Genomic DNA, 22,437 nt, shown 5'->3' with positions numbered 1-22,437 from the left:
AGGCCGAGTGGCAACACCTATCACTTCGAACTAGTAATTTGCGAACTGGTTCATCACGACAGAATCGGTTGGGGGATATTGATGGGTACATCGGGCCAGATCTAATGGTATCTCTTGAAGCTAAGGACAAACCCGTTACCGATTCAGTTGTTGAGAGGGAACTGAATGGCCTTCGTGAACTTGCTCAAAACACGGGGGCAATAGCAATCGTGATGTGCAGCTCGATCAAAGGAAGCGCTCGATCAACGCTGGTGGATGAAGGGGTGTTAGTCCTGGCAGATTCGGACATTGAGAACCAACTAAAATTGTGGGATTATCATAAACAGGACAACGCCGTACAGGGAATGATACACTATTTTAAAAATGTCGAAGAAAACCCTGACGCGACTACGAGAATCCTTGGATTCGTCAATGAAGTTGATCCGGGGAACTCTGCTGTGGATAGTTTATGACATCATATAGAAGAATCTAGCAAGCTCCGCCGAAGAAACCACCTTCTGATTCGAACCGGATGGACTACCGATAGTCATCTGAGGATGTTTTTGAAGGCCGAGACTGGGACTCCTAGTCTGGTGCGTGCGAGCCGTGGATGGAAAATTGGTCACTCACCGCAACCACCTCTACCACGCAACTCGGGGGCTCTCTCCCTCTGGTCGAGAGCATGCGCTCGATCTTCCGGATCGGGGGACAAGCCCCCGCTTCCGGTTGGTCGGGTCGATGCGCGGCGCCGTCGGCGCCGGCGCCCCGTTCCGGACTGCTCGCTCCTAAAGGTCGCTGCGCTGCCGGGCACACCGACTCTCCCGCTATCTCGCCTGCGGTGGCTGGACGGGCGTCTACAACCATCGCGATCCAACCCCGTGAAGAGGCCCAGCTCTGACTCTTTCCGAATCGGTGGTTCACAAGCAGTGGAGTGGGTGGGGGGAGAGCAAGTGATAGAACAATATCCGTTGAATCCGAGTATGGGAATCGACAGCAAGCGGGGAAGGGCGTTCAGGTACTTAACGAACCCCGGATTGAGAGAACAGACTTCATGTTAAGAATCCCATGAATATGGGAAACAGAGCTTCTTAGGCAGACTTCTACGTAGAAGTCCTAAAGCGAAGGTTTGCGGACGGGCACGGTGGGATTCGAACCCACGACCGTCGGATTAGAAGTCCGACGCTCTATCCGGGCTGAGCTACGTGCCCTTGGTTTCGCGTTCTGGCCCGAACTGCAAAGACGTTGCGAAGCGAAATATCACCCGAACGTAGCGGTTCACTGGATCAGCCGAGGTATTCGCGGGCACGGTGGGAGTGAGCGAACCGCAGGTTCGCGAACGCCGAAAGACGAGCCTAGCGAGTCTTTCGGAATTCGAACCCACGACCGTCGGATTAGAAGTCCGACGCTCTATCCGGGCTGAGCTACGTGCCCTACACTGAGTAGCGGGTGCCGCCACAAAAACCGTACGAATCAGCCGTCGTAGCGGTACAGAGACAGCACGAACGGGAGCCGATGGAGCATCCAGATGGCGATTGGCAACCCGATGACGGTCACCGCAAACAGGTTCGCCACGTTCGCCCAGATGAAGCTCAGCCACCAGCCGACGAAGACGAAATACGCCGCCCGCACGAGCAGATTGTGCTGGCTGCGGGCGCTTTCGGGGTCGACGGTCGACTGCGGCGTTTTCAGCGTCAGCGCCGTCGGCACGAGGTTGATGAGCTTCACCGAAATCGGCAGGAGAACGACGGTGATGCCGAGCAGCCACGCGACGTTGACGAGCAGTGGCGTGAGCCACCAGCCGACGAAGAGGAACCAAAGCGCACGGGTGAGGAGGGAGCGTTCGCCCATACTGGGTGTTGCGCCGCAGGGGGCATGAGTGTGGTGGCCGGCGAGCAAAGCCGTTAAACGAGCGCTCGAAGTATCCATAGACGAATGCGAGTCATCGGAACCGTCGGGCTGGCGGGCAGCGGCAAAGGCGAGTTCGCGACCGTCGCCGAGGAGTTGGATATCCCCGTCGTGACGATGGGCGACGTCATCAGAGCGGAGTGCCGCGAGCGCGGGCTCGACCCGGCCGAACACCACGGCCAGGTGGCACAGGCGCTTCGCCAGGAGAACGGCCCCGCGGCCATCGCCGAGGCCTCCCTGCCGCACATCGAGGACGCCTCGGCGGAGAGCGACACCGTTCTGGTCGACGGCATCCGTGCTGGCGCCGAGGTCGACATTTTCGAGGAGCGATTCGGTGACGACTTCACGCTCGTCAGCATCGAAGCGCCGTTCGCGGTGCGCGAAAAGCGTGTCAACGAACGCGGCCGTGACAAGGTCGGCGAGGGGGGCGAGGGGCTCGCGGCCCGCGACGAGCGAGAACTGAGCTTTGGCCTCGACGAGGCGCTTGCCCGCGCCGACCTCACCATCGACAACACGGGCTCGCTGGCGGAGTTCCGCAAACACGCCCAGAGGATACTCGAATGACGATGATATACAGCATCGACGTCCAGATCACTGCACCGGTCAACGACACCGAAGTGAGCGACCGCGTTGCCGACGCCATCCGCAACATCTTCCCAGAAGCCGAAATCGAGTCCCATCCCGGCGAACTCCTCGCGGAGTGTCACACGATGGAGCACTTCTCGGAGCGGCTCCACGAGCAGGCTATTCTCGACACTGCCCGTGGCGCGTTCTTCTCGAACCAGGAGGACGACACGTTCACGTTCGAGTTGAAGAAGCAGGCGGCGTTCCGCGGCGTCATCAACTTCGCGGTCGGCAGCGGCGGCGAACTCGGCGATATCCACGTCCGCGTCACGGTCAACGAACCCGACGTCGAGACGTTCATCGACCACATCGCGCCGCCGACCCAGGACGGCCAGCCGATGGATTCTACCGGAAGCCGCTGACGAAGATCGCGATTCGCTCGCTGTGGCTGCGGCGGCGGGTGACGCGGACTGATTCGACCCACTTGACCCACTGGAAGCCGCGGCGCCCGGGAGCGACGAGACGCAGCGGGAAGCCGTGGCCGTGGGTGAGCTGTTCGTCATCGACATGCGTGGCCAACAGCACGTTGCGTGCCTCGTCGATGGGCAGACTCCAGCGATAGCCGGTGACCGAGCGAAACGACACCCACGCGGCGTCCTCGTCGGGGTCGACAGCATCGAGCAGCGAGCCGACAGCAACGCCCTGCCAGTCGTGTTCCGAATACCAGCCGCTGGTACAATCGAGGAGGGCGCGAACCTCGTCGCCGCCGACCTCGGCGTAATCGAGTTCGATGGGGTTGGCAACAGCGCCGTCGACGGTCAGAGACCACGTCGCCTCGTCGACGGGGTTGGGTCGGTCAGCGACCCAGCTCGTTACCGGAAAGGCGTTGCCCTCGTCGCTGCCGTCCTCCTTCGAGCCGGTGAAGCGACGCCGAGCGCCGGCCGTCTCCAGGGCGCCGTTGACCACACCTTGCAGGCGGTAGGTCGCAGCGCCCGCAGCGACGAGGGCGGTGTAGCGGATGGCCGTCCGTCGGCCCTCGAAATCCGGACGCTGGGGGAGCCGAAAGCGGAAGACGAGATGGCCGGCCAGCAGGCCGGCGACGAGCAGTCCGAGGCCGATATGGAGGTTCAGGAGGCCCCAGGGGCCGAGGTCGAGGTCGGCGCCGAGCACCCAGGCGGTGCCCGTCGCCAGCGCACCGATGGTGACCGCAGCGAGCAGCACCGACAGCGCGATGACGGCGTTCCGGAGGCCGCCGGCCACCCGGTGTCGGACGCGACGGAGTTTCAGCGCCACGAGACCCGCAAGCGTCAGCCCGCCGATGCCGTGGGTCAGGAACACCCACGCTCTGCTCGGCCGGCCGGAGTACAGACTCACGATGCCCGTCGTGAGGACGAACGCGACCGCGAGAAGCAGCGAGCCGTCGAGTATCCGCGGATGTGGCGCGCGCAGCCACGCCGGCCGTTCCATGTGTGAACGAGGCGTGCGAGCCGCTAATACCTTCGCCCACAGCTGCCGTACCTCCTCGCAGTGGGCGCAACTGTCGTAAATGACGGACAGCCGTCCGTATCAGTTACAGTAGGCGTTCTCGTCGTCGATGAGGTTCCGAAGCCGCTCGTGCCGAGTGGGTTCGAACTGGCGGGGTGCCTTCGCCGCGGTTAGCGTCGGCTCGGCGCTGTCGGCGTCGGCCCACGGGTCGGCGCCACTACGGGCTGCGATTTCGGTCGTTCGGGGATCGGTCATCTGCGAATCGGGTGTCGGTTGTGTGCTCATGTGTTGGGTGTGTTCGGTGGTCGGCAGCGGTACGGGTCAAAAGAAGGACTAGCGTACGTGTACCGCGGCGAGCAGCGAACCACGAGCGCGAGCAGCGTTTCGCATATACTCCACTGTATTACACGATTGTTCATAAAGATACCGACTGGCCGCAATCGTTGCCAACGAACGTACAGGCTACGGCTCGCAGACGACGATAGCGGCATCGATACGGCCGTATGGGATATCGTAGCGGTCGACCGCATCGAGCGGGAGCAGGTCAGGTTTCGTCGTGAGCGCGACGAGTCGGTCGACATCGCCCTCGCGGACGCGGTCGGCGAACGCCTGATACAGCCCCCGTAGGTCGTCGCTGACCCGGATGCCGAACGGGAGGTTCGTGACGACGCAGTCGGCATCGATGGCCGCCTCGCGGGCGTCAGCCTCGGCGATGTCGACCTTCCCTTCCAGGTCGGCAGCCTCGCGGTTGACGCGGGCGCATTTGCGCCATTTCTGCCGTTTCTCGCGGGCCTCGATATCGAGCGCCGGGTCGCCAGTCGAGTGGGCGGCGCGGCGGTCGTAGAACGCCTCGGCGTCGTAGTTCGGCAACACCTCGAAGGCGGGGTCGAGGTCGGGACGGGGCACGCGGTCAGCCGCCGACAGCGCGGCCTCGATGGGGATGGTCGCCGACCCTGCCATCGGGTCGACGAGGCGGTCGTCGGCCTCGTACTCAGCGATGTGGAGCATCGAGTACGCGAGCGTCGCTCTGAGCGGAGCGTCGTGTTCGCAGACACGGTACGGGCGCTTGTGCAGAGAGTCGCCAGTCAAATCGACGGCGAGGGTGAAGCGGTCGTCGTAGAGGTACGCCTCCAGCCGCACGGTTGGGTCGTCGAGGTCGACCGGCAGGCGCTTGCTCGTCTCCTCGCGGTATTCGTCGATAACGGCCTGCCCCACGCGCTCTGCGACGTCCATGCTCGTGAACTCGTGGGTGCCGTGCCGCGTCCCGACGACGCCGAACGACTCGAACGGCAGATGCTCAGCGATGGCCGCCTCTCGCACCCGGTCGTAGACGTCCGACAGCTCCGAGATGGGGGCGTCCACCAGCACTTCAAGCAGCCGGTGGCAGGTGCGCGACTGATAGTGGAGGTCGTAAACGTTGTCGTAGTTCCCGTCGAACTCGATGACGCCCCGGTGGTGGACGTCGGCATCGACGCCGACGAGGGTCGCCGTTTCGGCGGCAGTGATGGATTCGAGCCCGCCGTTCGTCGTCGCCAGGAGATGCACGGTGTCGCTACCGGGAGCACGAGTAAAAGAGCACCGACACGCCGGATAAACTATTTCGAGATTTATTTTGAACCGCGAGCATACTGCCGAGTGGAGGTGCCACAAGATGGCGTTCCCGACCACGCCGGCAGGAGCGTGGACGAGTGAGTTCGGCCTCCCGTCCCGCCTGTTCGGTACGGACGGGAGCGAAGAGGGGTTCGAAATCGAGGAAATCGACGCCCAGTGGGACGGCAGCCGCCTCTGCGTCGCGGCTGAGGGACTGAACCAGTACTCTCGAATTTTCAGGGCCTAAACCGCCAGCAACAGCACGAGCGCCACGGCGATCCAGACGATTTTCAGCGTCGTGTTGACGATAACGACCTTCGTGCCGAACTCCGCGCCCCAGATACCGAACTGGAACGGGATGGAGCGTTTGAACGTCGAGACGGTGAAGGAGACGATACCGCCGAGCAGCATCGTCGCGACGGCCGTCCGCGCCGTGAACACCCCATCCTCGATGAGCGGCGCGATGGTCACCGCCCCGCTCGTGGTGTCGAAGGCGTACACGACGATGACGGGAACGGCCGCTGATGGCAGCCCGGTCAGCGTCGCCAGCGGGTCGGCCGCCCCGCCCGTCAGCGCCTCCAGGTCGTAGTACGCCGTCAGGATGACGACGAGTGTGTAGACGACGACCAGCCGCGGGAGGATATCCCACGTCTTCTCGACGCCCGAGCGGGCCGCCGCACGGAGCTTCTCGCGAACAGGTGTCGCGTCGCCGCCATCCGGGCGAGCCTCGGGTTCGATGTCGGCCATCGCGTCGGGGTTGACGTTCCGCGCCGAGAGCAGGAACGCGCCGGCGACGACGCCCGTAATCGTGATGGCAAGCGAGATGGCGGCGCGGGTGCCGACGTACAGCAGGCCGACCCGGAGGCCGAGAATCGGAATCAGGACGGGCGCATAGAAGGTGAAGATGTGCTGGACGAAGCCGAAGAACGTGTTGATGGTGACGGCGACGAGCGTCGCGCGGTCGTCGAGCAGCCCGGAATCGCGGTATTCGGCGAGCATGCCGTAGCCCGCGGTCGTGGAGGCGGCCGTGGTGAGGATAGCGCCGCCGACCTCGTCGGGGAGATTCGCGGGGGCGGTCAGCGGCTTCGACAGCGCCGCGATGTAGTCGATGACGCCGAAGGCGACGAGCAGGTTCGCGAAGGTGACGCCCGCCGCGATGGCCACCGCGATGGTGATGACGCGGGGGAGCACCTCGCCGACCAGCAGCGCGCCGAGCGATGGTGCCATTCAGCCGAACGAGTAGCGCGATGCAGGAAACGGTTATGTTCGGGGCGATTCGCGTCGGAGAACAGGGATCGAACGGCGCCAAATCCGGCTGCCGGTGTCAGTCTTCGCGCGCGGCGTCCAGCCCGGACGCTGCCACCCGGATGGCGTCGTCGGCGGCCTCGACCATGCCGATGAAGCTCGCGAAGCTGTGAATCATGTCGTCGTATTTGGCGTGGAAGACGTCGACGCCGGCTTCCTCAAGCGCCTCGGCGTAGGCGTCGCCCTCGTCGCGCAACGGGTCGAATCCGGCCGTCACGACCGTCGCTGAGGGCAGCCCCGAGAGGTCGTCGACCAGAAGCGGCACGAGATACTCGTTTCGCGCGTGTGCCGGCGACTGGACGTACTGGTCGGTGAACCACTCCATCGTCTTCTTCTCGAGGAAGTACCCCTCGGCGTTCTCCTCGCGACTCGGGTGCTCGTGGAATGAACCGGCCGTCACCGGGTAGTACAGCACCTGGTGGGCGATATCCGGACTCTTCTCTATCGTCTCGTCGGCCTCTGCGTCCCGTGCCATGAGCGTCACGCCGATAGAGAGGTTCCCACCGGCGCTGTCGCCGCCGACCGCGATGGTGCCGTTGCCGCCGACCGCACTCTGGTTCTCCGCGACCCACTCCGTCGCCGCGTAAGCGTCCTCGAGTGCCGCCGGGAACGGGTGTTCCGGCGCGAGCCGGTAGTCGACGGAGACGACTGTCCAGCCGCTCTCGTCGGCCAGTTTCTGACAGATGATGTCGTGGGTATCCAGCCCGCCGACGACGAAGCCGCCACCGTGGAAGTAGACGAGCACGGGGCGGTCACCCTCACCAGGGCGGTACACTCGAGCGTCCATCTCGCCACCCGGCCCAGGGATGGTAATGTCGAGTTCGTCGTACACCTCGTGTGCGGGCGTGAACGTCGATACTGCGTCGAACTGCTGTCTAGCGCCCTCAACGCCGACGTCTTCGAAGCTCGGCGTGTCAGCGACCATGTCGAGAATGCCGTGCAGCTGTGGATGGGGTTCGTCTGCCATGGTACCACCTACCGCTGAAGCTACTTGAGCCTGTATGCCGCCACGGGCGGCGGAAGCGGGATTCCTCTGAGAGATTATTGAAACAGATTGTCAAAACGCGCTGAAACGAAACCGGTGGCTTCAGTCGCCGAACGGACCCATACCGCCCATACCGCCACCGCCGCCACCACCGCCCTGCATCTGCTTCATCATCCGCTGCATGTCGCCGTCACCCATGCCCTGGAACTGCTTCATCATCCGACTCATCATCTTATGCTGTTCGAGGAGTTCCCGAATCGTCTCCTCGTCGGTGCCGGAGCCGCGGGCGATGCGTTCGATCTGGCTCTGGCCGATGGAGCGGGGGTTCTCCAGTTCGTCGTCGGTCATCGAGTTCATGATGACCTCGAAATCCCGGAGCCGGTCTTGGGTCATGTCCATCGCGTCGTCCGGCAGCTGGTCTTTGATGCCGCCACCGATACCGGGGATCATGTCCATCACCTGGTCGAGCGGCCCCATCTTGTTCATCGCGTTCATCTGGTTCCGCATGTCCTTGAGGGTGAACTCACCCTGCATGAGGTCTTCCGGATCCCAATCTTCCTCCTCCTGGGTCTCCTGCATCGCGCGCTCGACGCGCTCGGAGAGCTGCTTGAGGTCGCCCATGCCGAGCAGCCGGGAGATGAAGCCCGACGCCTCGAAGCGCTCGATATCCGGCACTTCCTCACCGGTTCCGAGGAAGGCGATGGAGGAGTCGGTCTGGTCGACGGCAGCGAGGGCACCGCCACCTTTCGCCGTCCCGTCGAGTTTGGTGATCATCACGCCGTCGATGCCGACCGCGTCATGGAACCGTTCGGCCTGGTCTTTCGCGCCCTGGCCGATTGCGGCGTCAAGCACGAGCAGGTTCCGGTCGGGGTCGACGACGCGCTCGATATCCTCGAGTTCGTCGATGAGGTCGTCTTCCAGCGCGTGTCGACCGGCCGTGTCGACGATGTGAACGTCGGCGTCGGCGGTCTCTTCGAGGCCGTTCCGGGCGATCTTGACGGGGTTGTCCTCGTCGGGATTGCCGTAGAAGTCGACCTCGGCGCGTTCACACATCTCCTTGGCCTGTTCGTAAGCGCCGGGCCGGAACGTGTCAGTCTGGATGACCGCCGGTCGCAGGCCTTTCTTCGAGAACCACCACGCCATCTTGGCGGCGCTTGTGGTCTTTCCCGACCCCTGCAGGCCAGCAAGGACGATGGTCTGTTCTTCCAGTGGGAGCTCAGTGGATTCACCGACGAGCTCGACCATCTCCTCGTAGACGATCTTGAGGACGTGGTCTTTCGCGGTTGTTCCGGAGGGCGGCTCCTCTTCAAGGGCGCGCTCTCGGATGGAGTCGGAAAGCTCCATCACGAGGTCGACATCGACGTCAGCGGAGAGCAAAGAGCGTTGAATCTCCTTGACGATCTCCTCGACGTCCTCCTCGCTGAGGCGGGTTTTCCCCTGTAGTTTGTCGAGCGTTCCCCGAAGGGAACTGCCCAGGTCGTCGAGTACCATTTACTGTGTGTAGGCTATCCAGCCGGTAAAGGCTTTGTTCGTCACATCGACACACGGCAGCAGCGGACAGAGCAGTCACGACCGGCTATCTTTTCCTCCGCAAGCAGAGCGTCGACGCGCGACTCGTTCGCTACCCCCGCGAGGGCCGCGAACTCTCGCGGTGTATCTCGCCGCCGCGGTCGCGCTCATCCTCTCACCGGGCCGGATACGGCCTACGTCCTCGCACGCGGCGCGGGCGAGGGGCGGCGTGCGGGCGTCCTTTCCGCATCGAGGAGTATCTCGAACGCATCCGCGACGACGAGACGTACCACGCAAGAACGAACAACACCGCGAACAGCACGGCTAGGGTTTATGTACGAAACCGCGGCCAGCCCGGAGTGTGACGTGAGACAACCCCGCGGCGAACACGGCGGGAGCCCAGCGCACCGCCGCGGGCGTGTGGCCGATATCAGGGCCGCAAGCGCTGGCTGTCAGCCCAACCGAATCGGGTCGTCGGTCGGCTCTATCGACACATCGACGTGGTCGCCGACCGCGAAATCGTGGCCTTCGTGGAAGATAACCTTGGCCCCGAACGGCACCCGAGATGCGAACAGCGACAGCCCGGTCGCGCGAGCCCCGTTCGCTCGAATCGCCACGTCGCGCCACTCGACGCCCTCACCGTCGACCGTCCCCACCGGCGTTCCGAGTAGCGACACCTCACCACGCGCCTCCGCCAGCACGCCGCCACCGGAGTAATGCGCCAATCCACCGTCCAGCGGCACGCCCGAATCGCTCGCGAGCGCGGCGAACCCAGACCCGTCGTGACTCGGTGCGTCGAGCAAGAGATGTGTCGGCCCCGTCTCGACGACCTCGCCGGCGCCGTTCCAAGGAACGCCGTCGACGGAGATGTCCACGGAGAGCGGCAGCGATCCCGATGCCCGCCGGAGGTTCTGCGTCGGCTTTCGGAAGCCGAGGTGGATGTGGTTGTCGACCCACTGGCCGAAGAACCCAGACCGCACTAATCGGCCAAGAGAATCCCCGATGGCGACTGAATCTCCCTCCTCGACGCTCGGGTCGACGTGGAGAATCCTGGCGACGACATCACCGCAGTCGATGAGAATCAAATGGTCTTCCGAAACCGCGTACGGCTTCGGCGGACAGCGGACGGTTCGCGTCTCAAGCACCTCGCCAGCCACCGGCGATGAAGCCGTCTCCGTTCCCGGATAGAGGTCGATGGCATACCCGCGGTCGTGGGCCGGGTACGGCGAATTATACAGCGAAAACCGTTTGTACCGGGCGATCACGTCGCCCGATAGCGCGACCATACCCCCGGTTCGTCCCGCGTCGTTTTAGCCCCGTCGGCGCGTAGCGTCGGCATGCGAATCGTCCGGGGGTCGCTGCCCGATATCGAGCGTGACCGCGACGTGACACGGCGACTCGGCGACATCGTCGACGAAACCGGCGAGCCGGCGCTCCGAGCGTGGACGCCGCCCAAACAGATCGCGTTCGGTCGTCGTGATGCGGCCGCCGACGGCTACGAACGCGCCCGCGAGGAAGCGCGAGAGCGGGGCTACGAGCACATCAAGCGAAGCGTCGGCGGCCACGCCGTCGCCTACACTGGCGGGACTGTCGCGTTTACGTACGCCATCCCGACCGACAGCGACTGGGGCGGGATTCAGACGCGCTATGAGGACGTGACGGGCCTGCTGCAGCAGGCGCTTCGGTCGATCGGCGTGAGCGTCCAGCGCGGCGAACCCGAGAAATCGTTCTGTCCGGGAGAACACTCCCTCCAAGGAGACGGGAAGATCGCCGGGCTTGCCCAGCGCGTCCGGCGCATGAACGCGCTCGTCGGCGGCTGTATCGTCGTCACGGAGCGCGATGAACACGAGATTGCCGCCGTACTCGGGCCAGTCTACACCGCCCTCGGGGTGCCGTTCGATCCCGAGTCGGTCGGCAGCGTGGAAAGCGCGTCCGGCCCCAGCGATCCAGCACGTGTTATCGACGGCATCGAGACGACGTTCGTCGGCGACCGTGAGCGAACCGACGTGTCCGCAAGCGACCTGCTCGCGTAAGGGCGGTTCGTGAGGCTTACCACCCTTCGCTGAGGAGATGGGTTAATGCTTATACGGAACGCGACGCTGGCCGACGGCCGGGTTCGGGACATCCGAATCGACGGCGAGCGCATCGCCGAAATCGGCGAGGGACTCGACGCGGAGGATGACGTCCTGGACGCCGACGAGAAACGTCTCCTACCGGGGATGATAGACGCCCACGTTCACTTCCGGGAGCCGGGCTACTCCCACAAGGAGACGTGGACGACTGGCTCTCGAAGCGCCGCCGCTGGCGGCGTCACAACGGTGTTCGACCAACCGAACACCGATCCACCGACCATCGACGGAGCCACGTTCGATCAGAAGGCGGGGTTAGCCGAAGTATCGGCCGTCGACTACGGCATCAACGGCGGCGTCACCGACGCATGGAACCCCGACGAACTGCTCGAGAAGCCACTCGCCGCGCTGGGTGAAGTGTTCCTGGCGGATTCGACCGGCGACATGGGTATCGAAGCCGACCTGTTCGAGGAGGCCGTCGAGCGCGCCGAAGCGGCTGACGTGACGGTGACTGTCCACGCCGAGGATGCCGACCTGTTCGACGAGTCGGCCAAAGAGCGAGATGATGCCGACGCGTGGAGCGCCTACCGCACCGCCGAAGCCGAGGCCGAGGCCGTCGAACGGGCCTGCTCGGTCGCGGCCGACCTCGGTGCCGAGATCCACATCGCACACACATCGACACCGGAAGGCGTCGATATCGCGTCGGAAGCGGGCATGACCTGCGAGGTGACGCCGCATCACCTCTTCCTATCGCGTGACGACCTCGACGACCTCGGCACGCTCGGGCGGATGAATCCCCCGCTCCGGAGCGAGACGCGCCGCGAGAACGTGTTCGAACGGCTCGTCGACGGCACCGTCGACATCGTCGCCACCGACCACGCACCGCACACCCGCGACGAGAAAGACGCCGGCATCTGGGACGCCCCGAGCGGTGTTCCGGGGGTCGAAACGGCGCTCCCGCTCCTGCTCGAGGAAGCCCGAAAGGGAACGATCGACTACGAGCGCGTTCGTGACGTGACGGCCGCGAACGTCGCGGATATCTTCGAGTTGCCGCGAAAAGGCGAAATTGCGGAGGATAACGACGCCGACCTCGTGTTGGTCGACCCCGACGCGAGCGTTCCCATTCGCGGCGAGAAACTCCACTCCCGGTGCGGATGGACGCCGTTCGAGGGGCGACAGGCCGTCTTCCCCGAACTGACAATGGTTCGCGGGGCGGTCGTCTTCCACGAGGGCGCCTTCGCGGAAGGCGGCGGACAGAACGTCCGGCGCTCGGGCTGAGACGGCCATTAACGGCACCGCCAGTATCGGAACGGCGAGCATTACGCCGGCGCCGAACGACCCGACCCGCGCCATCGCGCGTCTGGAATCGGTTCCCGTCCAATCGGTGCCAGTGTCGAGATGCCGCTGCATGTTCTCGATTCCTCGACCGGCGAGGATACTCCCCGACCACCCAAGGAGGCCAAATCCGAACACGAGCGAGCCGAGTGCGAACACCGTCGTCTGTGCTGCGGCCGCCGGCTGGACAAAGGAGAGCGCAAGCGTCGCGAGCGCGCCGATGAGTAAGCCGGAGGCAAGCGCCGTCCCGACGAGCCGAACCCGGGAGGAGAGCCACGCCGGGAGTGCCATCGGTTAGTCGACCGCCTCGCGCATCCGTGGGTCGAGCGCGTCACGCATGCCGTCACCGAGGAGGTTGAAGCCGAGCACGGTCACCGCGAGGAAGAGGCCCGGGAAGAAGGACATCCACCACTGGCCGTTCAGGAGCCCGTTGTTGACCCCATTCGAGAGCATCAGTCCCCACGAGGGCGCGCCGGCCTGTGCGCCGAATCCGAGGAACGACAGCGCCGCGATGTCGATGATCGCCAGCCCGAAGTTGAGCGTCGACTGGACGGTGATCGGTGCGAGCGTGTTCGGTAGGATGTGGCGAACGAGCACGCGCGGGTCGTCGGCTCCGAGCGCCACTGTGGCGTCGATATACTCGTCTTCGAGCACCTTCAGTGCCGCACCGCGAACGACACGCGCGAAGCGGGGCGTATACACTAGCGTAAGCGCGATGACGGCTTTCCAGAGGCCGGCCCCGAAGATGGCGACCAAAGCGAGCGCGAGCAGGAGCGACGGGAACGCCAACAGCACGTCCATCGTCCGCATGATGACGTTGTCAGTGACGCCGCCGTAGTAGGCCGCGATGATGCCGAGGCTAACACCCAGCGTCGTCGAGGCGCCGACCGTGATGGTGCCGTACTTCATCGCCAGCCACGCGCCGTACATCGTCCGCTTGAAGATGTCGCGGGCGGCCGCGTCGGTTCCGAAGAGGTTCTCCGTCGCGGGGCCGGGGGCGATCAAGCCCGGTGGCTGCTTGTTCGGGAGCGTCCCCAGTCGCGATTGGGTGATCGCCGTGTAATCGAGCGTGAGCCGGGCGACGATAGCGATGACCACCATCCCGATGATGATGGTCAGGCCGGCGACGGCAAGTCGGTTCGAGAGGAGCTCCGAGAGGAACGGCGAGGCGCGAAGCCGTTCGATGAAGCCACGTGAGACGTCCGCCGTCTCGGTTTCGGTCTCGGTACTCATGCTGCCTCCGTGCGTGCGTTCATTGTTGGATGCGGGGGTCGAGATAGCTGTAGGTGATGTCGACGCCGAGGTTCACGAGCGTGAACAGCAGCGCGAACGTGAGGACGGTGCCCTGCACGAGCGGGTAATCGGAGGCGCCGATCGCGTTGACGAGCATGACACCGATTCCGCCGATGCCGAAGACGGTCTCGGTGAGGACGGCCCCGCCGAGCAGCGTCCCGAACTGGATGCCGATGACGGTCACGACCGGGATGAGCGCGTTCCGGAAACCGTGTTTCATCAGCGTGATCTTCTCGCCTTGCCCCTTCGCGCGGGCGGTGCGGATGTAGTCCTGCCGGACGACCTCGAGCATCGACGACCGCATCATCCGGGAAATGAGCGCCATCGAGTAGATGCCGATGACGAGACAAGGCAAGAACAGATGCCAGGCGGCGTTGCCGAAGGCGGCGACGTTACCGAGCAACAGCGTGTCGAGGGTGATGATACCGGTCAGCGGTAACTCGATGCCAAAAAGCGACCACGTTTCGGGCAGGAAATAGCCCGTCCCGATGCGGCCACTCGTCGGGAAGATGCCGAGATACGTGGAGAAAAGCAGAATGAGAAGCGGGCCAGACCAGAAGATGGGTACCGAGATACCGGTCAGCGCGCCGACACGGGTCAGGTGGTCGGTGAGCGAATCCTGCTTGATGGCGCTCAGAACGCCCAGCGGAATGCCGAGAAGGATGCCGAACAACTGTCCGTACAGTGCGAGTTCGATGGTAACCGGCAGGCGGTCGGCCAGCACCTCATGAACGGGCGTCCCCTTCGAAATCTGGTAGGAGTCGCCGAACTCGAACTGGGCGGCGTCGACGAGGAACCGGAGGTACTGGATCCAGATGGGGTCGTTCAGACCGAGTTCGCGGCGAACCTGCTCGACCTGCTCGACGGAGGCGCGTTGGCCCACGATGATCCGCGCAGGGTCACCGGGAGCGAGATGGAGAATGGCGAACACGAGCGTTGCTACTCCGAACAGCACCGGGATCAAAAGCAGCAACCGCTTCAGGATGAAGCGCTTCGAAACCATTCGATGGGGATCGTGTCTCGCGGGATTAAACCATCCTTATCCTCACTGCAGCTCGATGGTGTTCAGATACGGACCGCCGACCGAGGAGATCGTGTACGTGCCGTCGACGACCTGACTGCTCACACCACGGAGCGTCTTCGCGTAGTCGACGAACACCCACGGTGCCTCGTCATGAGCGATCTGATTGGCCTCTCGGTACAGTTCTTCGCGGGTCGACTCGTCGTAGGTTTGCTGGGCCTCGCGAACGATATCGATATACTCGCTGTTCGCCCAGCCGGAGACGTTGAGGGTGCTGTATCCCTCGGTGTTGAAGCTGACCCAGTCCTGTCCTTCCGGAATCTGTTCGCGGTCGACCTTCGGGTCGAGAAGGACGTACAGGAAGTTGTCCGGGTCGGCGTTGTCGGTGTACCAACCGAGGAAACAGGCGTCGTGGTTGCCGGCAGCCGTGTACTCCAGATACGAGGTGAACGTCGAGAACTGGTTAATCTCGACGTCGACGCCGATCTCGCTGAGGTCTGATCGGAACTGCTCTGCGGTCTGCACCGGCGAGGGGTTGTACCCACGCGGGTTCGAGAAGGTCGCGAGCTCGAACGAGAGGTCGGATTCGCCGGCCTCTTCGAGGAGTTGCTGGGCCTGCTCCTTGTCGTTGGCGTACGGTTCGAGGTCGTCGTTGTAGCCGAGAACGTTCGGCGGGAGCGGCTGGTCGGCCTGGGAGGCGAAGCCCTCGTAAATCTGATTGACGACCGCTTCGGTGTTCACCGCGAGGCTGACGGCACGGCGAACCTTGCGCTTGCGGAAGGCTTCGACGCGCTCGAAGTTGAACGCCATGTAACCGATGTTGATGCCGTCTTTCTGTGCCAGCGTCGCGGAGTCGGAATCCTCGATCTGTTGGGAGGCCTGCGCGCCGATGCCGTCGATAATCTGGGACTCGTCGTTGATGAGCGAGGAGGCACGCGTGGAGTTCTCGCCGATGGTGTTGAACACGACCACATCGACCTTCGGTACCTGTCCCCAGAAGTCGTCGTTCGCCGTCAGGCGAACGCGCTGATTGCTGTTGTCGAGTTGGTCGAAGGCGAAGGGGCCGGTGCCGATGGGGTCGGTACCGAGTTCGGACTGCGATTCCGGATCGGTGCCGAGCGATTCGATCTGGGCCTTCGAGAGGACGCTCGCGGCGAACATCGCCAGGTTCCGGAGGAAGGGCGCGTACTGCTGGGTCAGCTCGATTTCGAGCTCGTAATCGCCCACGATGTTGACCGTATCGATCCAGTTGCCGAGCGTGAACGGCCCGTAGCCGGAGGCGTTCTCGTCGCCGAGGTAGTAGTCGTACTCCGAATCCGTGAACCGGCGGAACGTCGCACGGAAGTCCTCCGCGGTGAACTCCTCGCCGTCGTGGAACGTGACGCCCTCACGGAGCGTGAGGCTCGCTGTGGTGCCTTCGAGACCGTAATCGGTCGCGAGGCCGGCCTCCAGTGCGCCGCCGCCACCGGGGACGAACTGAATCAGCTGATTGAAAATCTGGTTCGTGACCTTCGCGACCTCACCGGAGGTCGTCTGCTGTGGGTCGTAGTTCTCCGGATGGTCACCGCGGGAGTAAACGAGCGTGCCGCCGCCACCGTCGCCGCCACCACCGAAGTCCGTACAGCCTGCAGTCGTTGCGGCAGCCGCCGCACCGCCAGCCGCCTTCAGGAAACTCCGACGATCGATGTCGTTGGAAGGCATACCGTCTAATCCAAAAGGTTGTGACTTAATACCATCGGAGGAGTGAGGGGAGAACAACCCACACGGCGGGCAGTCCAGCCGTGGTTACTCCACCAAGTGACACGACGCGGGATGGGCTGCCTCGCCAAGCTCCGGCTCGCGTCGTTCACAGACGCTCTCGAAACGGTCACGGAGCATCGAGGCGGCGTTCCCGAACTCCCCGTCGGTGAGCGCATCGAGCGCCGAATCGACGACGCGGGCGTTCTCACCGCTGAGTTCGTGGTCGAAGAACTCCACGTAGAGGGCCGCCTTCGCCGGGTCACCGCCATCCGCGGCGACACCCTCACCGGCGCTTGCGCGTGCGGCCTCCAGGTCGATATCCTCCTCCTCAACGCGCCCACGAAGGTTCATTACATCGCGATAGGCGTCCTGCTCGATGTCGATATCATCCGGCGGGATGACCTGCGGACACCGTGTCCGGAAGTTACAGCCGGACGGCGGGTCGATGGGGGACGGCACATCACCCTGCAGGATGACGCGCTCGCTCGCCGCCGTCGGATCCGGCTCCGGTATCGCCGATAGAAGCGCCTGCGTGTAGGGGTGTTTCGGCTCGGCGAACAGTTCGTCCGTCTCGGCGATTTCGACGATCTTGCCGAGATACATCACCGCGACGCGGTCGCAGATGTGACGAACCACGCTCAGGTCGTGGGCGATAAAGAGGAAGGTGAGGCCGAACTCCTCTTGGAGTTCTTGCAGGAGGTTGAGGATCTGTGCCTGTACGGAGACGTCGAGTGCCGAAACGGGTTCGTCACAGACGATGAAATCGGGGTCGACGGCGAGCGCACGCGCGATGCCGACGCGCTGGCGCTGGCCACCGGAGAGCTCGTGGGGATACCGGTCGAACTGGCCGGGGTCAAGGCCGACCGCCTCCATCAACTCGACGACGCGGTCGCGACGCTGCTGGCGGCGATTGCCGTCCTCGGGGGGCTCCTCCTCGGGCAAATCGTGTATCTTCAGCGGCTCCATAATCGTCGAGCCAACGGTTTGTCGGGGGTCAAGCGACGACATCGGATCCTGGAAAATCATCTGTAAATCGCGGCGCTTCTCGCGGAGGGCGGTCTTATCGAGGCCTGCGAGGTCGTCGCCAGCGAACACGACGCGCCCATCCGTCGGGTCGAGAAGCCGGAGAATCGTCCGACCGGTCGTGGATTTGCCACAGCCGGATTCGCCGACGAGGCCGAACGTCTCGCCCTCGTAGATGTCGAAATCGACGCCGTCGACGGCTTTCACCGTTTTCGGCTGTTCGCCGATGTAGCGGTCGAGGACGTCCTCGGCCTGCGAGAAGTGCTTTTTCAGCCCGTCGACCTCAAGCAGTCGCTCCTCGGTGCGGGTCGTCCCTCGCGTCGAAATGCCTTCGCGGTCGGCCCCGTACTCGCTCGTGTCGAAGGATTCGAGAACGCATTTCGAGCGGTGGTCGACGTCCTCGCCGCCGTGTTGGAGGTGCGGAATCTCGCCCTCGCGGCACTCCGGTTTGGCCCACGGACACCGGTCGGCGAAGTGACAGCCTTCGGGCATATCCACAAGCGACGGGACGTTCCCCTCGATTGGCGTGAGTCGTTCGGCGTCCTCGCGGGGGATGGATTCGAGCAGCGCGTACGTGTACGGATGGGAGGGGTTCGCGAAGATCTCCTCAACGGGGCCTTCCTCGACGATTTCGCCGGCGTACATCACGGCCACGCGGTCGCAGGTCTCGGCGACGACGCCGAGGTCGTGGGTGATGAAAAGCACTGCCATCCCGAGGTCGTCCTGCAGTTCGTTGATGAGGTCGAGAATCTGGGCCTGGATGGTGACGTCGAGCGCCGTCGTCGGTTCGTCGGCGATGAGGAGTTTCGGACGACAGGCGAGCGCGATGGCGATGAGCACGCGCTGGCGCATCCCGCCCGAGAACTCGTGTGGGTAATCGTCGAGGCGGGCTTTGGCCTCCGGAATGCCGACGGCTTCGAGGATGTCGATGACGTCCGCGAGCACCTCCTCGTCGAACTCGTCGTCACCGAACGGGAGGATCTCGCGGACGGCGTTGACCCACGAATCCGTCCGGCGGCCGCCGTAGCGGTGGAGCCGCAGCGATTCGGCGACTTGCTCGCCGATCTCGATGGCGGGGTTCAGAGACGTCATTGGATCCTGGAAGATCATCCCCATATCGCCGCCCCGAACCTCGCGCATGACGGGGTCGGGCGCAGCCGTGAGGTCGACGTATCCCTCGACATGAATCAGCCCTTCCTCGTCGTCGGTCGCAACAAGGTCACTGTGCTGGCGAATGAGGCGGGCCGCCGTCTGGGCCTCACTCTCGGCACCGGTGTCCGGCATCTCAACCGATTCGGGGAGGGAGCCGCGGTCGATAGTCGCTGATTCGATGTGAATGAACCCCTCGTCATCGGTCACGACGCCTTCGGGGTGGCGACGGGCGAACCGACGCACCGTCGAGTCGGCGTGGAAGGCGACCTCGCCACCGGCGTGGCGGCCGGGCGAATCGACCAGTTGCATCGCCGAGAGCGCCGTCACGGACTTGCCCGACCCGGATTCGCCGACGAGGCCGACCGTTTCGCCTTCCTCGACCGTCAGGTCGACGCCATCGACTGCCTTCACGGTGCCCCGTTCGGTGTCGAAGTACGTACGGAGCCCATCGAGGGAGAGCAAGTCGCTCATCGCAGGGACGTTCGCAAATATCGCCTAAAACCCTTGCGGGACACGGAGCAGAAGGGTTTTTCCCGCGTGCGACCCGCGCCGACGTATGGACAACCCCGCCGAGGACGTCGTTCCCCACTGGGAGCGGGTCATCGAGGACATGCACGCGACCGCCGAACAGCACCGCGAGGAAGGATGGGAGACGGTCGAACTCCACCCCGGCGACGTGACGGTGCTGTCCCGAGACGAGAGCGACCGGTTCGGCCTCGACGCCGTCGTCCCCGGAGAGGAGTTCGACCCGCTGCGGACGGCGGTCGAAGAGCGAACGTTCGACGCCTACGAGGTGTTCCGCGGCGAAACCGAGGGGGTCGTGTTCGGTCTCACAGTCGTCAGGTCGAACGACGGCGAACTGGCCGTCTTCATCCCCTTCTACTACGACCGCCGGGAGGACATCGAGATGCTACAGAACCACGACGGACAGCTCTACACACACGTCCGACAGCTGAAAAACGACCACATTGTCACCTTCTCACACGTCAACCCGGAGCCGTTCTTCCCGGATTAATCGTCCGCCGGCTCCATCTCGTGGCCACACTCCGGACAGCAGAGTTCGTCGTGTCGCAGCGCCGCCGATGACTCACGAACCTCGCGCATGACACTCGAGATGCGCTCCTCGGCTTCGAGTTCCTCATCGACGGTGAGTTCGACGCCCTCGACCTCGAGCAGGAACTTCGCTATTTCGGTGATCTCGTACATCAGGTCGTCGAGCTCCTCGGCGGTGTAGAAATCACACATCGCGCCGTAGAGGAAGGTCGCGCCCGCCTTCCGCACCTTATCGTCGAACGACGACCGGGCCTGATTGACCGCCTGTGGGCTATACGTGTCGGTCATGAACGGCACGAGCTCCGGGAGGTTCTCGCCGATTTTCGTCATCTCGACGCCGGTCTCGGTGCGGAAATCCGCACAGAGCCGCGCGATAGCCCACTCGCGAGCGGTGACGTACGTCCGGTCTCTGAGGAACTCGTTGGCCCGGTCGTACGTCGCGCCGTCGATCTTCGAGAACCGCTCGTACTCCCGGACGTCGGCGGGGATATCCGACTCGTCGGCCGTCCCCGCAGCCGACGCAGCGTCGGTGCCTTCGATTCGAGTGACCGCCGGCGTCGGTTCCTCCTCGTCGGCCTCAACCGTCGCCTGCGCGTCGTCAACCATACAGGCCGTCAGTGCTGGCACCGAAAAAGCGTATCGGCGCTGTCTGACGGACGGCAGACGGATGCAGAACGACGAGCGGCCACGCCGGGCAGAAACGACGGCGAAAGCGGACGGCCGACAGGCGAGAGGCTTTTGCTCCCGGCCGACAACCATCGTTTATGAAGGTGCTGTTGGGTATCGGCGGAAGCGAAGACTCCTTTCGGGCCCTAGAGCAGGCGGTCGACCGGGTTCGGGAGGCCGGCGACGACCTCACCATCGCCATCGTCGAGAACCCCGAATCCGAACCGGCGGTGCCGGACGTCCACGAGCGCGTCGAGGCGTACCTCGCCGATGTCGACTTCGACGCGGACATCCGGACGCTCGAGGGGCATCCGGGCAGCCAACTGCTCGAGCTCGCCGAACGCGAAGGGTTCGAACGCATCATCCTCGGTGGCGGGGAAACGAGTCCACTCGGCAAGGTGCAGCTCGGCTCTATCGCGGAGTTCGTCCTATTGAACGCCAAAACGACGGTGACGCTCATCCGATGAGCCGCGAGTATCCCGACGAGGTGGCCGGCCCGTACGAAGCTCCACCCCGCTCGTTCGTCGACCGCGAGGGACGAGACATCGATATCGAACGGTACGACGGCGACTACGACGCCCTCGCCGAGATGTATCTGCAGTTCAACCCCGAAGACCGCGCCCAGGGCATCCCACCGACCGAGGAGAAGGGGGTTCGCCGCTGGCTCGACGACCTGCTCGTCGACGAATGCGTCAACGTCATCGCGTGGCACGGGGAGGACGCGATTGGCCACGGGATGCTCGTGTCGGATAGACACGACGCTTCCGAGCTCGCGATTTTCGTCCTACGGGAGTACCAGGACGCCGGTATCGGCACGGAACTCATCATGGGGCTGCTCGGCGCCGGCCGCGAATCGGGCCTCGACCGCATCTGGCTGACAGTCGAGCGGTGGAACAACCCCGCCATCGCGCTGTACCGGAAGGTCGGCTTCGAGCGGAGCGGCGACGACGGCTTCGAGCTGGAGATGGCCGCCCGACTCGCCGAGGATTAAACGGACAATACCGGCTGGGAAGCGTGGGCCAGCACGTACTCGGCGGCTTTCTCGATGACGGCATCCTGGTCGCCAGTGACGGGTTCGCGCGGAACGACGATGAAATCGGAATCCAGCATCTCGGCGACGTCTAAGATGACGCTCCCGGGGTGTTGGGCAAGCCGGGAGACCGAGAAGCCGCAGGCAGAGGAGTGGTCTATGGGGACATCGCCGGCGAACGCGCGGACGCTCGCCATCACCTGCTCGCCTTGGGTGGCGAGTTCGGATGCCTCGACCTGGCCGCTATCCATTGCCGTCGCCGCGTTCTCACCGAGGAGATACAGCGCGTGCACCCCGGCGTCGTAGCGGTCGGCGATAGCGACGGCGTATTCGACGGCCTCCAGGGCCGCTTCCGAGCCGTCGACCGGTGTCAGAACCGTCTCGACCTGCATACTCCCACGTCGACACCGGCCATCAAAAAGCTGTACCCGACCGATGCCCTCGGTTTCACGTACTCTACCGTTACATGATCATGTACACGTTCTCTCGCTGCTGTGGATGGCCTTCTCCCCACCACTTGTTGGATACTTCCGAGTCGAAGGGGACGCAGGCGAGCGTTACTCCATTTTGGATGGCGTATAATTCGTTCAATCGATAGCAATGAGTCGGAGCCTGTCATAGAATCCATCTCATAGCTTGAGCTTCTCGCGGCCAGGGTCATCGCCCCGCTCAAAGTTGGTGATTGCAACGACGAGTCGGAGACACAATGCAAGGAACACTTCTGTTCGTGCGT

Annotated in this window: 23 protein-coding genes, 2 tRNA genes and 2 pseudogenes; 10 read left to right on the top strand and 17 right to left on the bottom strand. The window is 64.0% G+C overall.

The window, feature by feature from the left end:
- Positions 1 to 452: pseudogene (locus ACI8UR_RS08330) on the top strand (hypothetical protein); the annotation flags it as partial.
- Positions 453 to 1,112: 660 nt separating this feature from the next.
- Here ACI8UR_RS08330 and ACI8UR_RS08325 read toward each other — a convergent pair.
- From ACI8UR_RS08325 to ACI8UR_RS08315, 3 genes are all read right to left on the bottom strand, one after another.
- Positions 1,113 to 1,187 (bottom strand) — tRNA-Arg (locus ACI8UR_RS08325).
- Between the two features lie 91 nt (positions 1,188 to 1,278).
- Positions 1,279 to 1,410, bottom strand: a tRNA-Arg gene (locus ACI8UR_RS08320).
- A gap of 39 nt (positions 1,411 to 1,449) precedes the next feature.
- Positions 1,450 to 1,827: a YccF domain-containing protein gene (locus ACI8UR_RS08315; protein WP_411715953.1), complete on the bottom strand. Its 378-nt coding sequence runs from the start codon at positions 1,825 to 1,827 to the stop codon at positions 1,450 to 1,452.
- 84 nt (positions 1,828 to 1,911) lie between these two features.
- Between ACI8UR_RS08315 and ACI8UR_RS08310 the strand changes: the two genes are divergently transcribed.
- Entirely contained in the window at positions 1,912 to 2,448 is a 537-nt protein-coding gene (locus ACI8UR_RS08310; protein ID WP_411715954.1) for an AAA family ATPase, read from the top strand.
- A complete protein-coding gene (locus ACI8UR_RS08305) occupies positions 2,445 to 2,870 on the top strand; it encodes an RNA-binding domain-containing protein (protein ID WP_411715955.1) in 426 nt (141 codons plus the stop codon). Before ACI8UR_RS08310 ends, ACI8UR_RS08305 begins: the two co-directional genes overlap by 4 nt.
- On the opposite strand, the gene ACI8UR_RS08300 is transcribed toward ACI8UR_RS08305, so the two are convergent.
- The 3 genes from ACI8UR_RS08300 to ACI8UR_RS08290 form a co-directional block, all read right to left on the bottom strand.
- The gene (locus ACI8UR_RS08300; protein WP_411715956.1) at positions 2,854 to 3,915 is read right to left on the bottom strand and encodes a molybdopterin-dependent oxidoreductase; all 1,062 of its coding nucleotides are present in this window, start codon (positions 3,913 to 3,915) and stop codon (positions 2,854 to 2,856) included. The two genes, ACI8UR_RS08305 and ACI8UR_RS08300, sit on opposite strands and share 17 nt — an antisense overlap.
- A gap of 99 nt (positions 3,916 to 4,014) precedes the next feature.
- Complete coding sequence (locus tag ACI8UR_RS08295) at positions 4,015 to 4,218, bottom strand: hypothetical protein (protein WP_411715957.1); 204 nt, start codon at positions 4,216 to 4,218, stop codon at positions 4,015 to 4,017.
- A 177-nt stretch (positions 4,219 to 4,395) separates the two neighbouring features.
- The gene (locus ACI8UR_RS08290) at positions 4,396 to 5,478 is read right to left on the bottom strand and encodes a THUMP domain-containing class I SAM-dependent RNA methyltransferase (protein ID WP_411715958.1); all 1,083 of its coding nucleotides are present in this window, start codon (positions 5,476 to 5,478) and stop codon (positions 4,396 to 4,398) included.
- Between the two features lie 106 nt (positions 5,479 to 5,584).
- Here ACI8UR_RS08290 and ACI8UR_RS08285 point away from each other — a divergent pair, with 106 nt between their 5' ends.
- Positions 5,585 to 5,770 carry a hypothetical protein gene (locus ACI8UR_RS08285; protein ID WP_411715959.1) on the top strand — a complete coding sequence of 62 codons (186 nt, stop codon included), beginning with the start codon at positions 5,585 to 5,587 and terminating at the stop codon, positions 5,768 to 5,770.
- On the opposite strand, the gene ACI8UR_RS08280 is transcribed toward ACI8UR_RS08285, so the two are convergent.
- The 4 genes from ACI8UR_RS08280 to ACI8UR_RS08265 all read right to left on the bottom strand — a co-directional run bounded on the left by ACI8UR_RS08280 (position 5,767) and on the right by ACI8UR_RS08265 (position 10,608).
- Positions 5,767 to 6,750: a nucleoside recognition protein gene (locus ACI8UR_RS08280; protein WP_411715960.1), complete on the bottom strand. Its 984-nt coding sequence runs from the start codon at positions 6,748 to 6,750 to the stop codon at positions 5,767 to 5,769. The two genes, ACI8UR_RS08285 and ACI8UR_RS08280, sit on opposite strands and share 4 nt — an antisense overlap.
- Before the next feature lie 97 nt (positions 6,751 to 6,847).
- The gene (locus ACI8UR_RS08275; RefSeq protein WP_415087750.1) at positions 6,848 to 7,795 is read right to left on the bottom strand and encodes an alpha/beta hydrolase; all 948 of its coding nucleotides are present in this window, start codon (positions 7,793 to 7,795) and stop codon (positions 6,848 to 6,850) included.
- Positions 7,796 to 7,915: 120 nt separating this feature from the next.
- Positions 7,916 to 9,304 carry a signal recognition particle protein Srp54 gene (locus ACI8UR_RS08270; RefSeq protein ID WP_415087749.1) on the bottom strand — a complete coding sequence of 463 codons (1,389 nt, stop codon included), beginning with the start codon at positions 9,302 to 9,304 and terminating at the stop codon, positions 7,916 to 7,918.
- 470 nt (positions 9,305 to 9,774) lie between these two features.
- Positions 9,775 to 10,608 carry a hypothetical protein gene (locus tag ACI8UR_RS08265; protein WP_415087748.1) on the bottom strand — a complete coding sequence of 278 codons (834 nt, stop codon included), beginning with the start codon at positions 10,606 to 10,608 and terminating at the stop codon, positions 9,775 to 9,777.
- 51 nt (positions 10,609 to 10,659) lie between these two features.
- Between ACI8UR_RS08265 and ACI8UR_RS08260 the strand changes: the two genes are divergently transcribed.
- The 3 genes from ACI8UR_RS08260 (at position 10,660) to ACI8UR_RS08250 (ending at position 13,024) form a co-directional block, all read left to right on the top strand.
- A complete protein-coding gene (locus tag ACI8UR_RS08260; protein WP_411715759.1) occupies positions 10,660 to 11,355 on the top strand; it encodes a lipoyl protein ligase domain-containing protein in 696 nt (231 codons plus the stop codon).
- A 45-nt stretch (positions 11,356 to 11,400) separates the two neighbouring features.
- On the top strand, positions 11,401 to 12,669 hold the full coding sequence (locus tag ACI8UR_RS08255; RefSeq protein ID WP_411715758.1) for a dihydroorotase: 1,269 nt from the start codon (positions 11,401 to 11,403) through the stop codon (positions 12,667 to 12,669).
- 130 nt (positions 12,670 to 12,799) lie between these two features.
- On the top strand, positions 12,800 to 13,024 hold the full coding sequence (locus tag ACI8UR_RS08250; RefSeq protein ID WP_411715757.1) for a hypothetical protein: 225 nt from the start codon (positions 12,800 to 12,802) through the stop codon (positions 13,022 to 13,024).
- Here ACI8UR_RS08250 and ACI8UR_RS08245 read toward each other — a convergent pair.
- The 4 genes from ACI8UR_RS08245 to ACI8UR_RS08230 all read right to left on the bottom strand — a co-directional run bounded on the left by ACI8UR_RS08245 (position 13,021) and on the right by ACI8UR_RS08230 (position 19,426).
- On the bottom strand, positions 13,021 to 13,959 hold the full coding sequence (locus ACI8UR_RS08245; protein ID WP_411715756.1) for an ABC transporter permease: 939 nt from the start codon (positions 13,957 to 13,959) through the stop codon (positions 13,021 to 13,023). The two genes, ACI8UR_RS08250 and ACI8UR_RS08245, sit on opposite strands and share 4 nt — an antisense overlap.
- Before the next feature lie 19 nt (positions 13,960 to 13,978).
- Positions 13,979 to 15,022 carry an ABC transporter permease gene (locus ACI8UR_RS08240; protein ID WP_411715755.1) on the bottom strand — a complete coding sequence of 348 codons (1,044 nt, stop codon included), beginning with the start codon at positions 15,020 to 15,022 and terminating at the stop codon, positions 13,979 to 13,981.
- 42 nt (positions 15,023 to 15,064) lie between these two features.
- On the bottom strand, positions 15,065 to 16,741 hold the full coding sequence (locus ACI8UR_RS08235) for an ABC transporter substrate-binding protein (protein ID WP_411715754.1): 1,677 nt from the start codon (positions 16,739 to 16,741) through the stop codon (positions 15,065 to 15,067).
- An 84-nt stretch (positions 16,742 to 16,825) separates the two neighbouring features.
- A complete protein-coding gene (locus tag ACI8UR_RS08230; protein ID WP_415087747.1) occupies positions 16,826 to 19,426 on the bottom strand; it encodes a dipeptide ABC transporter ATP-binding protein in 2,601 nt (866 codons plus the stop codon).
- 85 nt (positions 19,427 to 19,511) lie between these two features.
- Here ACI8UR_RS08230 and ACI8UR_RS08225 point away from each other — a divergent pair, with 85 nt between their 5' ends.
- Positions 19,512 to 19,970, top strand: coding sequence for a hypothetical protein (locus ACI8UR_RS08225; RefSeq protein WP_415087746.1), 459 nt, complete (start codon positions 19,512 to 19,514; stop codon positions 19,968 to 19,970).
- Here the strand turns inward: ACI8UR_RS08225 and ACI8UR_RS08220 are convergent.
- The gene (locus ACI8UR_RS08220; protein ID WP_415087745.1) at positions 19,967 to 20,614 is read right to left on the bottom strand and encodes a DUF5806 family protein; all 648 of its coding nucleotides are present in this window, start codon (positions 20,612 to 20,614) and stop codon (positions 19,967 to 19,969) included. The two genes, ACI8UR_RS08225 and ACI8UR_RS08220, sit on opposite strands and share 4 nt — an antisense overlap.
- A gap of 158 nt (positions 20,615 to 20,772) precedes the next feature.
- Between ACI8UR_RS08220 and ACI8UR_RS08215 the strand changes: the two genes are divergently transcribed.
- Positions 20,773 to 21,141: a universal stress protein gene (locus ACI8UR_RS08215; RefSeq protein ID WP_415087744.1), complete on the top strand. Its 369-nt coding sequence runs from the start codon at positions 20,773 to 20,775 to the stop codon at positions 21,139 to 21,141.
- Entirely contained in the window at positions 21,138 to 21,665 is a 528-nt protein-coding gene (locus tag ACI8UR_RS08210) for a GNAT family N-acetyltransferase (protein WP_415087743.1), read from the top strand. Before ACI8UR_RS08215 ends, ACI8UR_RS08210 begins: the two co-directional genes overlap by 4 nt.
- Here ACI8UR_RS08210 and ACI8UR_RS08205 read toward each other — a convergent pair.
- Positions 21,662 to 22,096 carry a universal stress protein gene (locus ACI8UR_RS08205; RefSeq protein ID WP_415087742.1) on the bottom strand — a complete coding sequence of 145 codons (435 nt, stop codon included), beginning with the start codon at positions 22,094 to 22,096 and terminating at the stop codon, positions 21,662 to 21,664. The genes ACI8UR_RS08210 and ACI8UR_RS08205 overlap by 4 nt on opposite strands.
- A gap of 237 nt (positions 22,097 to 22,333) precedes the next feature.
- A pseudogene (locus ACI8UR_RS08200) lies at positions 22,334 to 22,437 on the bottom strand (IS5/IS1182 family transposase); the annotation flags it as partial.

The sequence above is a fragment of the Natronomonas sp. genome (assembly GCF_047616845.1).
Lineage (GTDB): Archaea > Halobacteriota > Halobacteria > Halobacteriales > Haloarculaceae > Natronomonas.
Note: the sequence above shows the minus strand (reverse complement) of the source record. Positions and strands in the feature narration are given on the sequence as shown.

Bases quoted from the DNA above. Each gene is read 5' to 3' on its own strand.
- ACI8UR_RS08315 (WP_411715953.1), bottom strand. From the start codon at position 1,827: ATGGGCGAACGCTCCCTCCTCACCCGTGCGCTTTGGTTCCTCTTCGTC.
- ACI8UR_RS08310 (WP_411715954.1), top strand. From the start codon at position 1,912: ATGCGAGTCATCGGAACCGTCGGGCTGGCGGGCAGCGGCAAAGGCGAG.
- ACI8UR_RS08305 (WP_411715955.1), top strand. From the start codon at position 2,445: ATGACGATGATATACAGCATCGACGTCCAGATCACTGCACCGGTCAAC.
- ACI8UR_RS08300 (WP_411715956.1), bottom strand. From the start codon at position 3,915: ATGGAACGGCCGGCGTGGCTGCGCGCGCCACATCCGCGGATACTCGAC.
- ACI8UR_RS08295 (WP_411715957.1), bottom strand. From the start codon at position 4,218: ATGAGCACACAACCGACACCCGATTCGCAGATGACCGATCCCCGAACG.
- ACI8UR_RS08285 (WP_411715959.1), top strand. From the start codon at position 5,585: ATGGCGTTCCCGACCACGCCGGCAGGAGCGTGGACGAGTGAGTTCGGC.
- ACI8UR_RS08280 (WP_411715960.1), bottom strand. From the start codon at position 6,750: ATGGCACCATCGCTCGGCGCGCTGCTGGTCGGCGAGGTGCTCCCCCGC.
- ACI8UR_RS08275 (WP_415087750.1), bottom strand. From the start codon at position 7,795: ATGGCAGACGAACCCCATCCACAGCTGCACGGCATTCTCGACATGGTC.
- ACI8UR_RS08270 (WP_415087749.1), bottom strand. From the start codon at position 9,304: ATGGTACTCGACGACCTGGGCAGTTCCCTTCGGGGAACGCTCGACAAA.
- ACI8UR_RS08265 (WP_415087748.1), bottom strand. From the start codon at position 10,608: ATGGTCGCGCTATCGGGCGACGTGATCGCCCGGTACAAACGGTTTTCG.
- ACI8UR_RS08260 (WP_411715759.1), top strand. From the start codon at position 10,660: ATGCGAATCGTCCGGGGGTCGCTGCCCGATATCGAGCGTGACCGCGAC.
- ACI8UR_RS08255 (WP_411715758.1), top strand. From the start codon at position 11,401: ATGCTTATACGGAACGCGACGCTGGCCGACGGCCGGGTTCGGGACATC.
- ACI8UR_RS08250 (WP_411715757.1), top strand. From the start codon at position 12,800: ATGTTCTCGATTCCTCGACCGGCGAGGATACTCCCCGACCACCCAAGG.
- ACI8UR_RS08245 (WP_411715756.1), bottom strand. From the start codon at position 13,959: ATGAGTACCGAGACCGAAACCGAGACGGCGGACGTCTCACGTGGCTTC.
- ACI8UR_RS08240 (WP_411715755.1), bottom strand. From the start codon at position 15,022: ATGGTTTCGAAGCGCTTCATCCTGAAGCGGTTGCTGCTTTTGATCCCG.
- ACI8UR_RS08235 (WP_411715754.1), bottom strand. From the start codon at position 16,741: ATGCCTTCCAACGACATCGATCGTCGGAGTTTCCTGAAGGCGGCTGGC.
- ACI8UR_RS08230 (WP_415087747.1), bottom strand. From the start codon at position 19,426: ATGAGCGACTTGCTCTCCCTCGATGGGCTCCGTACGTACTTCGACACC.
- ACI8UR_RS08225 (WP_415087746.1), top strand. From the start codon at position 19,512: ATGGACAACCCCGCCGAGGACGTCGTTCCCCACTGGGAGCGGGTCATC.
- ACI8UR_RS08220 (WP_415087745.1), bottom strand. From the start codon at position 20,614: ATGGTTGACGACGCGCAGGCGACGGTTGAGGCCGACGAGGAGGAACCG.
- ACI8UR_RS08215 (WP_415087744.1), top strand. From the start codon at position 20,773: ATGAAGGTGCTGTTGGGTATCGGCGGAAGCGAAGACTCCTTTCGGGCC.
- ACI8UR_RS08210 (WP_415087743.1), top strand. From the start codon at position 21,138: ATGAGCCGCGAGTATCCCGACGAGGTGGCCGGCCCGTACGAAGCTCCA.
- ACI8UR_RS08205 (WP_415087742.1), bottom strand. From the start codon at position 22,096: ATGCAGGTCGAGACGGTTCTGACACCGGTCGACGGCTCGGAAGCGGCC.